The following is a 14,965-nucleotide window of genomic DNA, read 5'->3' on the forward strand; positions in this document are numbered from 1 at the left end:
ATTAATTTTAAGAGGAGTGAATGGATAATGAAAAAACCTTTTTCAAAATTATTTGGATTGAAAAATAAAGATGACATCGTTGGATACATTGAAGAAGATCGCAATTCTAGCGTCGAATCCATTCAAATTGAGCGTATTGTACCTAACCGTTATCAACCAAGACAGGTGTTTGACTCAAGTAAAATTACAGAACTTGCGGAATCCATTGATGAACATGGGCTATTGCAACCGATTGTCGTGCGACCAATTGAAGAAAATATGTATGAAATCATCGCAGGTGAACGCCGTTTCAGAGCGTTACAATCCTTGCATAAAGCACAAGCCGATGTCATTATTCGTCATATGAATGATGAAGAAACTGCTGTTGTTGCTTTAATTGAGAATATTCAGCGTGAAAATTTATCTGCAGTCGAAGAAGCGGAAGCATATAAAAAACTGCTTGAAATTGGTGGAACTACGCAAAGTGAATTAGCTAAAAGTTTAGGCAAAAGTCAGAGTTTTATTGCGAACAAGTTGCGTTTACTGAAGTTAGCACCTAAAGTCATCAGTCGTTTAAGAGAAGGTAAGATTACAGAGCGTCATGCTCGAGCAGTCTTATCTCTTAAAGAAGAAGATCAAGAACAACTCATTGAACAAGTCATCAATCAAAAGTTAAACGTTAAACAAACAGAAGCACGTGTTAAACAAAAAATTGGACCTGAAAAGGTTAAAGCCCAATCTTTCCAATTCTCCAAAGATTTAACACAGGCACGTGATGAAGTTGGAAAGAGCGTTCAAGCAATTGAACAATCTGGTATACGTGTAGAACAACGTGATAAAGATCATGATGATTATTATGAAATTAAGATAAAAATTTATAAAAGATAGTGAAAAATCTCCTTTTAGGCAGTGTCTGAAAGGAGATTTTTTTATAAAAATTTGAAAATTAGTTTTATTTCGTACGCCATTTACATTATACTGAAATAGTTTTACAATATTATTAAACGAAACGTATCGTTTAATAATTAAAGAAGAAGGGTTTAATGTGTTTGGAATCTCCGTTTCTAGTGCTATTCTTCATTTTGTTATTGGAGGTCTTGCAGTAGCATTTGCATCTATTATGGCCGAGAAAGTCGGCGGTAAAATGGGTGGTATTATCGCTACTATGCCGGCAGTCTACTTAGCTGCAATCATAGCGCTTGCGATAGATCATCGTGGTAATCAACTCGTGCAAATGTCAATTCATCTTAGTTCTGGTGCGATTATTGGTATTATATCGTGCATTGTTACTGTCTTTCTAACTTCTCTTTATATTAGTAAAAGAGATTATAAAAGAGGTACAGGCTTTGCATTGATATGTTGGCTTGTCATTTCAATTGGCATGTTTGTCGTTAGACATATGAATTAATCATTGGAGGCTTTTGTAATGAAATTAGCATTAATCAAATTCCTTGTTGGGGGATTAGCGGTTACACTCAGTTATATTATTTCTGTAATATTACCTTGGAAAGAGCTAGGTGGTGTCTTTGCGACATTACCGGCAGTATTCTTAGTTTCATTATTTATCACAGGTATGCAACATGGTGATGTCATTGCTAAACACGTAAGTAGAGGTGCAGTGTTTGGTATGACTGGCGTGTTAATTAGTATATTAGCAACATGGGGGATGCTTTATTATACAAATCAATGGCTATTAAGCATTGTTGTTGGCTTTATTGCGTGGTTTGTAAGTGCAGTAATTATATTTGAAATCGTTGAAATTATTTCGCATTTAAGAAGGGGAAAACATGGCTGGAAGACCGAAAGATCCGACAATTAATTATAAAATCTTTAATGAAATAGATAAATTGTTAACTAAGACGCATTTTAGAGAAATTACAATTGATCAACTATCTGAAAATACAGGCGTTTCCAAAGCGACGATTTACCGTCGTTGGAAAGATAAGTCATCTATTATTGTAGATATGTTTGTAAGTAGAACACAGATTTTCGAAAATGATAATAAAGATTTATATACGGGATTATATCAATATTTAATAAAAATAATGGAAATTTATAAAACGAATCTTGGACGAGCGGTAATTGAGATATTGATTAGTAATCAACAAAATGATGCACGTGAGTTATTTATGAAAGGTTATTTTAAAAGTAACCGAAAAGTATTAAAATCGATTATCGCACAACATATCAAAGAAGCGGACCAAGATTTATTTATTGATTTAATTTTCTCACCTATTTATTTCAATATTTTAATTAAACCTGAAACTTTAGATGAAGCCTATATTAAAAAGATGCTTGATGTTATTTTAAAATCGTTTAATTAATAATGGCTTATAGCAAAGAGGAACTGCGTTTTAATAAATAGCGCAGCTCCTTTTTTTAGACGTCAGGAAGTCTTGTAAATGTTGATATTACAGCATGTAAAAGGATTTTGACAATGAAAAAGATGTGATTGTCAAAGAAATTTGGTAGTTTTTTATATACAGAGACGTTTCTATGGAGTTGAAGTGAGATACGATTATTCATTTCGATCTTGCTTCTATTCTAGGCAAGATTAATCTAAATGGTTAAGGAGTTATGGATGATGGAAATCGGTCAACAAATTCGAAAATATAGAGAAAAAGAAAATTATTCTCAAGAGTACCTAGCTGAAAAATTATATGTTTCAAGACAAACGATTTCTAATTGGGAAAATGAAAGAAGTTATCCAGATATCCATAATTTATTAATGATGTGTAATTTATTTAATGTTTCATTAGATGATCTTGTCAAAGGAGACGTGAAACGTATGGAACATGAAACTATTAAAAAAGACATGGATTTTTGGACGTGGATGATGTTGGTTTGGATGTTATTAGCATGTGTTTTAATAGGACCACTTTTATTTTATTTGAGTTGGTGGGGCGTTGCGATTACCTATGTCATTTTTTCTGTAGGTTTTTATAGTAGTACGCAAATCGACAAAATTAAATACAAGCACGGTATGGATAATTACGATCGAATCGTTGCATTTATGAATGGTCAAGATCCTAATGAAGTTCAGACAAGTAAAACACGTAATCTCATTACGAGCATCTTATCATTTGTCTTTGTAGTAGGCGCATTTGTAATCATATGTTGGTTGAGTATTTATTTATCATTTAAATTTTTACCATAATCAATGAAAAAGACCTAAGAAGCGCAATTGCTTCTTAGGTCTTTAGTAATTAAAATTGATTATTTATTACATTTTCTTTTTCTACCGAACAATAATACGCTACCTAAACTTGCAAATAATGTGGCTAATAATGGTGTGTTAATATTAACATCTCCGCTACCAGTTTTTGGTAAGTGTTTCGGTTGATTTGGTTGTTCAGGAGTTGGTGGCACGTGATGTGTCGGTGGTACTCCTGGTTTTTCAGGTGGGTTACCTGGCGGGTTAACAGGAGGTTTACCCGGTGTTTTAGGTGGGTTATGTGGTGGTTTGCTTGGTGTTGGTGGTACTGGTGGTTTAACAGTATTGTTAAACTCAGTATCATTTACTCCGACTGATTTACCGCCTGAACTGAAGTAAGTTACAGTTGCTTGTAAATTACCAGTTTCCGGATTTTCAGTAACGACCACTGTTGCTGTGATAGACATTGTATCGTAAGCAATATTTGTGTCTGTTCCCACTTTTTCAGTGATTTGGTAAACGTAAGTGCCTACTTTATTAAATTTAATTGGCAAGAAATTCACTTTACCATTCGCATCATTTGTTGCTAATTGTACTTGGTGATTAGGGTTGTTTAAATCAGTTAAGATGAAGGTATAATCTCCACCTTTAAGTTGACCACCTTCCAATTTTTTAGTCACTTTGAATTCAAAGTTTACTGGTACAGGTTTTACCTTGTTTACACGTTTTTCTGATGGTTTAGGAGGTGGGACTTCATTACCACCTTTGGCTGGGTTAAAGAATTGAACAGACTGATTCGCTACGTTAGTGATGTCTTTGTTAGCTTTAGCACTGTCTTTAATAACGCCGACAATATCTAATTTGTAATAACGTCCAAACGGGATTTGTGTATTATCTAAGACATGATCTTTTACTAAACTTTCTTTAGACGTGGCTGTGATGACACCATTCTCATCTGTAATGTCAAATAAGTTTGTAACGTCTTGTCCAGTGATACCGTCATATACCTTAATACTTTGAACAGCTACGCTTGTTTCATCATAGTCATCAGTAATGCCTAATTTATTAATTTTATTCTCTGGTGTTAAGTGCGTTGTATCTAACCAAACTTGATATACAATTTTATTCCCACGATTAAGTGTTTTAGTATTTATGTTTTCTGGTTCATTATTAGTTGTTTGATCTGCATAAGGATTCACATTAGTATCTGCATATTTATTCGCTAATTCATTATCATCATCTAATAATTTGTTGCCTGTAATGTCATATTTTTCCACTGATAAATCAAATTTTTCAGGTTGGAATACAGGTGTTGGTGGTGTTGGTGGAACAAATGTATTGTTAAATTCAGTATCCGCTGGTGCGAGTGATGTTGCTGTAAGTACGTGTAAATCTTTAGTTACATTTACAGTTACAATTGCTTTCATAGAATCACTATTGATATTCGGTAAGTTACTAGGAACTTCTTCAACAGTATATGTGAAGGTTTTACCAGCATCGACATTCGTATAAGTTGGACGTTTACCTTCAATAAAGTTGAAGTTAATTTGACCTGTCGCATTATTTGTACCTGTAGCGATAACTTCGCCGTCAGCATTTTTCATAGTGAATTGAAACTCTTCATTATTTAACGGACGACCAACTAATGATTTTGTAAAATGAACATCAAAGTCTAATTGCTTAGGTGCTACATAATAGTTAGTAAATGCTTGGTTATTATCAGTGTCTGACTCATATGCATAACTCACATTTGCATTTAAGACACCATTTTCTTCGGTTACTGTAACAGTTGCTGTAATCGTTAATGGTTCAGCATCAAAATTCGGATTGAGATTAGTTTTATTTTCTGTAATTGTATAGGTATAAGTACCTGGTTTGGTAAATGAAATCTTATCAAATGTAACTGAACCATCTGCTGCATTTGTTTTTGATTGCGAAGCCTCTGGAATAGCTGGTGAATTAGGACCAGCTACAATATTGAAAGTGAATTCACCTTGCGCTAGCGTATGTTCCCCTTTAACTACTTTGTTTGCTTTTAATGTAACCTCAACAGGGTCGATTGCTGTGTAATAATAGATAATTGGATGTGCTTTAGCTAATAAGTTTTGTAAACGGAAGTTACTGCCGCGTCCAACTTGTACACCATTTATTGATTGATTAGGTGCAAAAAGGTTACCTACAGCACCTTCACCTGCACTTGCTGGCTGTACAAGGAATGGAATATCATATCCAGGTATAAAAATTTGTTTACCTAAATCATTTTTATTTCTTTCGCCAGGTCTTAACGTTGCTTCATACACTTTGACATAATTTGTCGTATCAATACCTGTGTTTTTAGCAGATTCAGACATATGGTCGGCTGATAAAGTCCAAATTTCGATACGTGTAGTACCATCTTCTCCAATAATTTCTTTTATACGTTTGACGCCGCCATTATTCGTTTCAGCATCCACATATCTTAACCCAACTTGATATGGGCGCACCATTGGGCCAGACATATGATCAGGCTCAGCAATTTGATATAATTTGTAACCTTCAAATTCACGTGAATTTGAAGCGGTATAGATTTGTCCATCCATTCCTTTAATTGTATAATGTGCTAACTCCTTTTCAGTGAAATCTGGTTGATATGTTTGCGCATTGATATTAGTCTTATTTGCTTGATATGTAGGGTTGTTTTTATTAACAACACGATAATAGGTCGTTTCAGGAACAATATGAGGCACATAATATTGTGGATCAGTAATGGTTGTTCCTTCGTTCGCTCGGTTAAATAAATCGTAAATTTGTATGCCGCTACGTTGATCTTCTAAGCTACCATTTTCATCTATTTCAAAACGTGCTCTAATTGTTGAAACCGTATTTTTGAATGAGTCTAATGTATTTAAGAAAGTGAAATTGATATGAACATATTTCGCTTTTTGAGGATTTTGAGCAGCTACTGCTCTTTCTAAAGAATTTTCACCAATAGATACAATGCCAGGTGAATTAATTTGTTTTGTTTCTACTACAGAATTTGTCTCACCGTTAACTAACTCAATCGTTACGTCATTAGAGTCGTCGAAAGGTTTAGATAAACGATAATAATACTTTGTATGATAGGCAGCATTAAAAGCTTTAAGGTCTGTTATCGCAAATGTATATTGATTTGGATCAGAATTTTTTTCAAATACGACATTTGGTGTTGGAATTGTATTTGAATCTTTAGGTTGTGGAATGACAACATCCCTACTTTTAACCGATGCGCCATTAGCATCATCCATATTAGGTGTTGCAGTTGTCGTTGTATCCTCTAAAACGCCTTCTGAAGCAATTGGTGACGTTGCAGAACGACGTGAACGAGTATGTGAAGTTTTTTCTTTTAATTGAGGTGAAGCGGTAATTGCTTGCGCGTTTGCTTTTTCTTTATCAGGATTAGTCGTTTTACTAGTTGTTTGAGACTGAGTTTCTGTTTTTGTTATCTTTTCTGTATTGTTTAGGGGATCAGAATGAGATGGTGAAGCTGTATTACGTACGACTTCATCTGTTGAATGATTGACTTTGCTTTCAAAAGATTGAGGATTGGAAGTCGTATCCGTTTGTAACGTACTATTATGTAATTCACTCGCATGAGCTACATCCTGAAAGCCTACAAATAAAAAGGCACCTAATAAAACGGAGCCTGTTCCTATTGAAAACTTTCGAATAGAGAAACGATACTTAGTTTTAAATTGCATTTCTTGATGTCCTTTCTTAGATGAATTAAATATATCTGTTAATTTAATTATAAAATATATAAAATAAAAAACAATATTAAAACAAAAAGGTTATAATTATTAAAATACATAGCAAAAAGGAGTAGGGAGTGGGACAGAATTCTTTTTAAATTCGTCGTCACCCCAACTTGCTTTGCTTGTAAAATCACTTTCGTGATTTCTTTGTGTTGGGGCCCCGACTCCCAGCTTGCTTTGCTTGTAGATTTCTTGATGAAGTTCTCTTTGCTGGGGCCCCGCCCGCAAGGATGACTAGAACTGAGAAAAGCTCGGTTTAAGCGCATTTTCAGTTCAGTCAGCTACTGCGAATTTGCAAAATAGCACCATCATATTATTTATGTCCCACTCCCATTCCAATCTACTTTGCAATTGACTATCAGTTGTCTTGTTTTTCTTCATAACGTTTCAAGAGATAACCGCCACCAAGTAAGCCTACCGGCACTCCAATAAATGGTGTTGCAATACTACTCAAGACAAAGACGATAAGTACTAACATTAGGCCATTAAACCAGTTGACTTTTAAACTTAATAAATCCTCATAAGATTTACGAATTAATTCTTTAATATTCATTTAAAAACATCCTTTCTTCTTAATTATTATATAGCGTGTTTTACAATTCGATTTGCGTGAACAAACGATATCACAGCAAAGATAAGATACACAAGTGAATACACAATCATCACAATGATAATTGGTGTTGGAGAAAATTCTCCCATCAGTTTCATAAATACTAGTGCTGCAAATAAGGCGTGTAGTAACGCAATAATTAAAGGTAAACCAAAGTTGAATAATATCTTTAAGGCCAAACCTTTCGTCATATCAGTATGTGTGAAACCGATACGTCTTAAGATACGGTAATTGTTAATTTCATCTTCAGTTTCGTCCATTTGTTTAATATAAATAATGCATCCAGCTGCGATTAGGAATGCTAGTCCTAAGAATGAAGTCACAAACATTAAAATACCGTTACTTTCATCAAGCATTTGTTTTGTATCGCTTTTCAGCGCTACAGTTGGACTCACTTTTTTAGCTAATTTTTCCGCTTTTGATATGTCTTGGTGCTGTTTAATATCGAAACCATAATGATGTAATAATTGATCTTTCAGTTTCAATTTATTGTAAACGTCTGGACTCACTTTTAATACGGGACCACCTATAGACACATTTGATGGGATGACTTCATTGTCATTATTTTGATTTACAAGTAATGTCACTTTCTGTTGGCCTTGAAGTGTCATATCATTATCTGTATGAACACTTACCATACCTGACAGTGGACCTTGTGTGTTCGTAATTGTAGCATGGTTACCTTTGATTTGCGCATCTGACATAACAATGACACCAGCATTTTGTATACCGTTAGATGTTTTACTTTTTAACACATCATTTTTGAGCAGTTTCGTATTACTTCCCTCTAATGTTATAGTGTCATATTGAATATGATGTTGTTTTAATAATTGCTCATATTTTTGAGCTGATTGCGATTTAGTAAAGTTAATGTCTTGAGGAGATGATGTTTGAATCATATAATCCGTATTGGCTTTACTAATTGCACCAAAACATAGAATCGTTACCGTTATTGCTGAAATAATCGCGATAATTGTTAGTGACATCGCATTTTTCTTCATGCGGTGCATAATAGATGATGTAAATACAACATCTGTAATTGAAACACGACCATGTTTTGATTTTTTCAGAGATTTAAATATGATAGATACTGAACTTCTAAAGAATAGATACGCCCCTACAACAGTTAGAAATAAAATGAGAAAAGGTGTTACTAAGGCCATCGTTAATCCTTGGAATTTGCCAAACATTTCAGTGGAGATGTAATAGCCTAAGATAATCATGACAATGCCTAGAATACCGGCAATAAGTTCAGGAACAGTAATTTTTGATTTAGTCGCTTCTGATTTTGTACTATCTTTCATCATAGACAGTATCGTTCTTCTTTTTAGAAAAAGGTAGTTCTGAAACATAATCAAGATAAATGCGAGTACAAGCATTACTATTGTTTGAATTAATGCAGGTAATTCAAATCCTATCGACACGTCTACTTTCAGGTGCATCATTTTCACTAGAATATTAAGTAAAAGTTCGGAACCAACAATGCCTACTAAAATACCTATGATACCTGTGAAAATAAAGAAAGTAAGCTGTTCAATTGCTAGCATTCGTAAAATATTTTGTCGTGTTAAACCGATGAGTTGAAATAATGCAAATTCACGTGTTCGACGTTTAATAAACAATTGGTTCGCATACATTAAGAAAATGATAATTGTAATAAATAGGAACACTGCGCCTACTTTAGCACCCTCTTGTATCACTTTTGGAGAACCACCGTTATTGATACTATGCGTATACTGCAAAGTGACAAAGCTAAAGTATAAAATAATACTAAAGATTAATGAAAAGAGATATAGTGCATAATTTTTAAAATTACTTTTTAAATTTTTGAGTGTAATCTGATTAAATGTCATTTGCGACACCACCTAAGGCAGACTGTAATTTGATAATTTCATCATAAAATTCACGTTTTGACTTATGTTCTTGGTGGATTTCTGAATGAATATGTCCATCTTTCAACATAATGACACGCTGTGCAAAGCTTGCAGCGGATGGATCATGGGTTACCATAATAATAGTACTATCGAATTGTGCATTCATTTCTTCAAGACGATTGAGTAAGTCTTGCGCACTTTTCGAATCAAGTGCGCCAGTTGGTTCATCCGCAAAGATAATCGATGGTTTATGAACGAAAGCACGTGCTGCTGCTGTACGTTGTTGTTGACCACCTGATATTTCACTTGGATATTTATTACTTAAATCATAAATACCGAGGGCTTCCGTTACTTCTTTATAATTGTGTTCCATTTCATCTTTATTCACTTTTTGAACAGATAACGGCAACATGATATTTTCTTTTACGGTTAATGTCGGTAACACACTGTAATCTTGGAAGATAAATCCGAGTTCTTTTTTGCGAAATTGTGCTAATTGTTTGTCCTTTAGCTTATTAATTTCATTGCCACTTACTTCGACAGTTCCTCCAGAAATACTATCGATCGAACTAATGACGTTGAGTAACGTCGTCTTTCCTGAACCAGAAGGGCCCATTATGGCGACGAATTCTCCTTTGTCCACTGAAAAGTTAATGTCGTTTAGCGCTTTATATTTTTGTTTATTTCCATATACTTTTGATAAATGATTGACGTTTAAAATTGGCATGTCCATCGCACTCCTTGTTCGTTTTATAATTTTTCTTTTGCTTGAGTTGGAATTTCTGATTGTTTGATTTCTTCATAAGATGTAATAGTGTGAGATTTCTCACTTACAACTAGGTAATGATTCGTTTTTAATTTTTTAGATGCTGTATAATCAATCTTTTTAGCTTTACCGTCTTTGGTGTAACCTGTTTGGTTGTAATGGTAGATATAGAAGTCTTTTTCCTTATCAACGACTTCTACGTTTGATGGTTTTTGTGTCTTAACATAATAGTTATATGTTGGTGCTACGGGGTTCAATTTATTCCAATCATTGACTGCATGATTGTTAGGGTGTTGATTGGAATAGGCATCTAATCCAAATAATCCTCCAATTAAGACAATTGCAATAGTAATGACTGCAATGACTGTATTTCTTAAGGTTTTCAATATCATCACTCCTTATTTCTATTACACTTATAATTGTAGGAAGATTGCGTCAGTACTGCCTTTATCTAACCTTACAAAGTCGCTGTTATTTCTTACGAATATGAAAGATTGACTTTATTTTTGAAAATAAAAGTGAGAAGGCACACTTAAATGTGATAACTTGAATAGTAATGTTCTAAGAGGTTTGTTACGATGAGGCTAACAATATGTTAGAGAAGACCTCATGATAGCATGCGGTGTCTTTAGTAAGAACTTGAGGGTAATATCGTTATCGGATTTAAAGATGAGTGAAACGACTTTGCAATGATTTTGTGATAAAGTAAGTTATGTTTATAAAAGATGATAGGCGGGGTTTAATTGAAAAAAGAGATAATTGAATGGATTGTAGCCATTGGTGGCGCACTTTTAATTGTAGGTATTGTATTAAAATTTATCGGCACATCATACACAGTATCAGGGTCGTCGATGTATCCAACTTTTCAAGATAGAAATAAAGTGATTGTAAGTAAAATTTCTAAAACATTGAATCACATTGATAATGGTGATGTTGTTGTCTTCCATGAAGATGCACAACGTGATTTTATTAAACGTGTGATTGGTACGCCTGGTGATAAAGTAGAGTACAAAGGTGATCAATTGTATGTGAATGACAAAAAGGTATCAGAGCCGTATTTAGATTATAATAAGAAACACAAACAAGGTAAGTATTTAACTGGTACATTTAAGACAAGCCAAGTGAATGGTGCTGACGGTAAGAACAAAATCCCTAAAGATAAATATTTAGTTTTAGGTGATAACAGACAAAATAGTATAGATAGCCGTTTCGCTGAAGTTGGTTTAGTAGATAAAGATCAACTTGTGGGTAAAGTTGTATTAAGATATTGGCCATTTAATAAATGGGAAGCTGGCTTTAACCCAGGTACATTCGAGTAAATAAAAATAGAAATTGTTAATATATAGCTCTCTTCAAAGTAGCCATTTAAAAAATGATAACTTTGAAGAGAGCTTTTTAATACTTTGATGACAAAAACTAATTATTTTATTAAAATTATATACAAATAAATAAATATAGTTATAAATTAAAAAGTATCTAAAATATAAGTGATGATTTAATATTGAAATGTAATGATTGTGGAGAAAAAGTAAATGGATTACAAAGTTTTTGCCCTAATTGTGGAAAAACCCTAAAAGAAGATAGTATTAATAAAGATGATGAAAAAGATGTTAGTGATTTAAGAAAACAATTTGGAGCAGGAAATCAGCAATATAAAGATACTGAGAATAAAGAAGATGAAAAAGAGTTTACAGTACAATTTGGAGCAGCTTCCAATGCAGTAAATACTGGTGATATACATAATAAAGGAAATAATAGCCAGTTTGGAGCGGGTTCAAACAAAGTAAATACTAACCTTAAAAATAAAGTTATGAATATTTTTAAACTTGATAATAAGGAGGAATGGGTAAGAAGATATTTTATTTCTATCTTAGTTTTTTGCTTATATGTAGCTTGGTTAGAAGTACAAATGAGTAGGGTAATATTAATTTTAAATTTTCTTTTATTTCCATTCATTATGTGTGTAGTTGATCATTTTGTCAGAAAAATTATTGATAAATCGAGTTATATCGATGACATAGATCGCATAGGTTGTATATTTGCAACTATAAAAATTGTGATAAAATATGTCTTTTTACTATTCGTTTGGAATTATTCGTTTATTTTAGGGATTGTTGCGCTTATTTATTTATATGTATTAGCAAAAAAATTAGGATAGGAGTTATTGATAATGAAGAAACCAATACTTGTGGGTAAAGGTTTTAGAAAAGTGAGCTTAGAAAAAATGCTTCAAGATGGTTTAGCTAGAAATAACGATGTGGTAGTATTTGATAGCCTTAAAAATGACGTACATCGTTGCCATGATGGAATTTCATTGGAAGATATTAACATAAAATTTCGAGGAGAGTCCTCACCTGAAGAAACAAGTTTAGAAACAACTTTTGACATTGAAAATAGTGATGTTATTTTTGAGAACTTAACTATCGATGCATCTAAATTAGATAAAAATGCATTATCAATCAACAATAGTAATGTACAGTTAAATAATGTAATTGTAAAAGGAAATGACAATAAAGTAGCGTTTTTTGCTAAAGAAAATAATTATATAACATTAAATAGTGTAACGATAGAGACTAAAATTGAAAAAGAACAAGGCGGAATTTATCTAGGTAACTCCAAAGCTTTTGTTGCGAATTCATTGATAATGGGTATGAGAACGTCTGACTACTCATGTACTAAAATAAAAAACACGCTAATTGTTGGATTTATATCAGCTATAAAAGAAGCACAAGTTTTTGCTAATGATTTATATATAGAAAATGAAAATTTTGAATATGATATATGTGCTAGAGATAAAGGTCAACTTACTATAGAAAATTTAAACATTATTTCAGGTAAATCATTCGCGCAATTAAGCGAGAGTTATCTTTCAATCAATAAAGTTAATACAAATAGTATAGGTGGATTTACCGTGGAAATAGACGATTTTTCTGACGCAATCGGTGAAGAACTACACATAATTAACCGTGATGAGCAAACGCAAATAAATGATTTGATAGAAGCAGAAACAACTAATCAAATAATGCAAACTCATGGTTATAGTGACTTAGAATATGATTTTAATGAAGATGTTGCTGAACTTTCTATAAAAGAATATGAAGAAGCAGAGAATCTCCTAGAAGCGGACTATGCAGAAAATGAAGAAGAGACAAATCGTTTTGAGAAAAATAATCAAAATGAAAGTAAAGCAATAGATAAATTAAATGAACTTATTGGTTTAGAAAAAGTAAAAGAAGCTACCAAACAGTTTATAAATGTTGCTAGAATAAATAAAATAAAAAAAGAAAGAGGTCTTCAACAAAGTTTACCATCAATGCATTCTATGTTTGTTGGTAATCCAGGAACAGGTAAAACGACAGTAGCCAGATTAATTGCAAGAGCTCTGTATGAAGAAGGCGTAATTGAAAGTGATAACTTTATTGAAGTATCAAGACAAGATTTAGTTTCTGAATTCGTTGGAAGAACTGCTACTCAAACTTTTGAAATATTGGAAAAAGCTAAAAATGGTGTGTTATTTATCGATGAAGCTTACACATTAGTAAATAATGAAGGCGATAAAGGTACAGGACAAGAAGCTATTGATGTAATTCTTAAGTATATGGAAGATTATAGAGAAGAAATTATGATAATATTTGCAGGATATACCAATGAAATGGTTGATTTTATAAACTCTAACCCAGGATTGTCATCCAGAATTCCGAACACTTTTAATTTCGATGATTATAACTTCGATGAATTATATGCAATAGGAAGTAAGGATTTAATTGATAAAGGATATGAATTTGACTCTAGTAAATATGAGAAAGTCATGGATAGTGAATATAAATTTAATTTTGATAATAGTAATGGTAGATGGGTTCGTAACTTTAATGAGAAATTAACAATGCAACAAATGCAACGTATTTCTGAAAGTGGAGAATATCTTGATAATCAAGTGCTAATTACTATCAATAATGAAGATTTTGAAATTTTCAATAGACAAACAAATGAAGATAAGGAGACTTTACAATCATTATTAAATGAATTAAATAATTTAGTAGGTTTACAGAATGTTAAAACACATGTCAATGCTATAGTAAATGAAGTGAAATTTAATCAAATGCTAGAAAAACAAGGTAAATCAATTAGTACGAGCAATTACCATATGATTTTTACAGGATCACCTGGAACAGGTAAAACAACAGTGGCGAGATTGTTAGCTGAAATATTTGGTCAACTTGGGATACTTTCTAAAGGTCATTTAATCGAAACTGAACGCAGTGAAATGGTTGGTAGCTACATTGGGCATACTGAAAAAAATACTAAAAGAATAGTAGAACAATCATTAGGTGGTGTGTTATTTATTGATGAAGCTTACCAATTGATGCCTAAGGAAAAATCAAGTAATGACTTCGGTATTCAAGCTATAGAGACACTTATTACAGAATTAGAAAATAAACGTGGGAAATTTATTGCAATTTTTGCAGGTTATGAAAATGATATGGAACGTTTTTTAGAATCTAATGAAGGACTACAATCTAGAATTCCTTATAAAATTCATTTTGATGATTATGCGCCTAAAGAAGTAGCTGACATTGTGATTTTAGCCTTAACTAAGGACCAATGGATTTTTGATGAAAAATTATTAAGAGAAGTAGTTGAAAATAAATATAGTGAGTTAGACGACGAGAAAAAATCAAATGGTAGATGGGCTCGTAACTTTGTACAAGAATTATTAGTAGTGCATAAGAGTGAAGTGATTAATTCTAATGATATAAATATCGATTTAACTATGATTAGTGATCAGACAATTTTAAATATGTAATGACATTT

General features: G+C 32.6%; 13 protein-coding genes. 8 read left to right on the forward strand and 5 right to left on the reverse strand.

Features of this window, described 5'->3' with window-relative positions:
* Nucleotides 1–27 precede the first annotated feature (27 nt).
* The 5 genes from noc to HMPREF3239_RS11165 all read left to right on the forward strand — a co-directional run bounded on the left by noc (nt 28) and on the right by HMPREF3239_RS11165 (nt 3,136).
* Entirely contained in the window at nt 28–867 is an 840-nt protein-coding gene (gene noc / locus HMPREF3239_RS11145; RefSeq protein WP_053030319.1) for a nucleoid occlusion protein, read from the forward strand.
* Nucleotides 868–1,024: 157 nt separating this feature from the next.
* The gene (locus tag HMPREF3239_RS11150) at nt 1,025–1,387 is read left to right on the forward strand and encodes a DUF3147 family protein (protein WP_053030318.1); all 363 of its coding nucleotides are present in this window, start codon (nt 1,025–1,027) and stop codon (nt 1,385–1,387) included.
* A gap of 18 nt (nt 1,388–1,405) precedes the next feature.
* The gene (locus HMPREF3239_RS11155; protein ID WP_053030317.1) at nt 1,406–1,798 is read left to right on the forward strand and encodes a DUF3147 family protein; all 393 of its coding nucleotides are present in this window, start codon (nt 1,406–1,408) and stop codon (nt 1,796–1,798) included.
* Nucleotides 1,767–2,303: a TetR/AcrR family transcriptional regulator gene (locus tag HMPREF3239_RS11160; protein ID WP_053030316.1), complete on the forward strand. Its 537-nt coding sequence runs from the start codon at nt 1,767–1,769 to the stop codon at nt 2,301–2,303. The genes HMPREF3239_RS11155 and HMPREF3239_RS11160 overlap by 32 nt, the downstream gene beginning before the upstream one ends.
* Nucleotides 2,304–2,563: 260 nt before the next feature.
* On the forward strand, nt 2,564–3,136 hold the full coding sequence (locus HMPREF3239_RS11165; RefSeq protein WP_053030315.1) for a helix-turn-helix transcriptional regulator: 573 nt from the start codon (nt 2,564–2,566) through the stop codon (nt 3,134–3,136).
* A 59-nt stretch (nt 3,137–3,195) separates the two neighbouring features.
* Here HMPREF3239_RS11165 and HMPREF3239_RS11170 read toward each other — a convergent pair whose 3' ends face one another.
* The 5 genes from HMPREF3239_RS11170 to HMPREF3239_RS11190 all read right to left on the reverse strand — a co-directional run bounded on the left by HMPREF3239_RS11170 (nt 3,196) and on the right by HMPREF3239_RS11190 (nt 10,545).
* Nucleotides 3,196–6,849, reverse strand: coding sequence for a Spy0128 family protein (locus HMPREF3239_RS11170; protein ID WP_070855657.1), 3,654 nt, complete (start codon nt 6,847–6,849; stop codon nt 3,196–3,198).
* Nucleotides 6,850–7,261: 412 nt separating this feature from the next.
* Nucleotides 7,262–7,456, reverse strand: a complete 195-nt coding sequence (locus HMPREF3239_RS11175; RefSeq protein ID WP_053030313.1) for a VraH family peptide resistance protein — start codon at nt 7,454–7,456, stop codon at nt 7,262–7,264.
* A 26-nt stretch (nt 7,457–7,482) separates the two neighbouring features.
* Nucleotides 7,483–9,366, reverse strand: a complete 1,884-nt coding sequence (locus tag HMPREF3239_RS11180; RefSeq protein ID WP_053030312.1) for an ABC transporter permease — start codon at nt 9,364–9,366, stop codon at nt 7,483–7,485.
* Nucleotides 9,356–10,114, reverse strand: a complete 759-nt coding sequence (locus tag HMPREF3239_RS11185; protein WP_053030311.1) for an ABC transporter ATP-binding protein — start codon at nt 10,112–10,114, stop codon at nt 9,356–9,358. Before HMPREF3239_RS11185 ends, HMPREF3239_RS11180 begins: the two co-directional genes overlap by 11 nt.
* Nucleotides 10,115–10,137: 23 nt before the next feature.
* Nucleotides 10,138–10,545, reverse strand: a complete 408-nt coding sequence (locus HMPREF3239_RS11190; RefSeq protein WP_053030310.1) for a YxeA family protein — start codon at nt 10,543–10,545, stop codon at nt 10,138–10,140.
* Between the two features lie 351 nt (nt 10,546–10,896).
* On the opposite strand from HMPREF3239_RS11190, the gene lepB reads away from it, so the two are divergent.
* From lepB to HMPREF3239_RS11205, 3 genes are all read left to right on the forward strand, one after another.
* A complete protein-coding gene (gene lepB / locus HMPREF3239_RS11195; RefSeq protein ID WP_053030309.1) occupies nt 10,897–11,472 on the forward strand; it encodes a signal peptidase I in 576 nt (191 codons plus the stop codon).
* Between the two features lie 182 nt (nt 11,473–11,654).
* The gene (locus HMPREF3239_RS11200) at nt 11,655–12,311 is read left to right on the forward strand and encodes a hypothetical protein (protein ID WP_053030308.1); all 657 of its coding nucleotides are present in this window, start codon (nt 11,655–11,657) and stop codon (nt 12,309–12,311) included.
* A 12-nt stretch (nt 12,312–12,323) separates the two neighbouring features.
* Nucleotides 12,324–14,957, forward strand: a complete 2,634-nt coding sequence (locus HMPREF3239_RS11205) for an AAA family ATPase (RefSeq protein WP_070855658.1) — start codon at nt 12,324–12,326, stop codon at nt 14,955–14,957.
* Nucleotides 14,958–14,965 lie beyond the last annotated feature (8 nt).

Source organism: Staphylococcus sp. HMSC34C02 (assembly GCF_001838705.1).
GTDB classification, from domain to species: domain Bacteria; phylum Bacillota; class Bacilli; order Staphylococcales; family Staphylococcaceae; genus Staphylococcus; species Staphylococcus borealis.

Excerpts from the sequence above, each read along its gene's own strand:
- HMPREF3239_RS11165 (WP_053030315.1), top strand. The coding sequence starts at position 2,564 with ATGGAAATCGGTCAACAAATTCGAAAATATAGAGAAAAAGAAAATTAT.
- HMPREF3239_RS11180 (WP_053030312.1), bottom strand. The coding sequence starts at position 9,366 with ATGACATTTAATCAGATTACACTCAAAAATTTAAAAAGTAATTTTAAA.
- HMPREF3239_RS11185 (WP_053030311.1), bottom strand. The coding sequence starts at position 10,114 with ATGCCAATTTTAAACGTCAATCATTTATCAAAAGTATATGGAAATAAA.
- HMPREF3239_RS11190 (WP_053030310.1), bottom strand. The coding sequence starts at position 10,545 with ATGATATTGAAAACCTTAAGAAATACAGTCATTGCAGTCATTACTATT.
- HMPREF3239_RS11175 (WP_053030313.1), bottom strand. The coding sequence starts at position 7,456 with ATGAATATTAAAGAATTAATTCGTAAATCTTATGAGGATTTATTAAGT.
- HMPREF3239_RS11205 (WP_070855658.1), top strand. The coding sequence starts at position 12,324 with ATGAAGAAACCAATACTTGTGGGTAAAGGTTTTAGAAAAGTGAGCTTA.
- HMPREF3239_RS11160 (WP_053030316.1), top strand. The coding sequence starts at position 1,767 with ATGGCTGGAAGACCGAAAGATCCGACAATTAATTATAAAATCTTTAAT.
- HMPREF3239_RS11170 (WP_070855657.1), bottom strand. The coding sequence starts at position 6,849 with ATGCAATTTAAAACTAAGTATCGTTTCTCTATTCGAAAGTTTTCAATA.
- noc (WP_053030319.1), top strand. The coding sequence starts at position 28 with ATGAAAAAACCTTTTTCAAAATTATTTGGATTGAAAAATAAAGATGAC.
- HMPREF3239_RS11155 (WP_053030317.1), top strand. The coding sequence starts at position 1,406 with ATGAAATTAGCATTAATCAAATTCCTTGTTGGGGGATTAGCGGTTACA.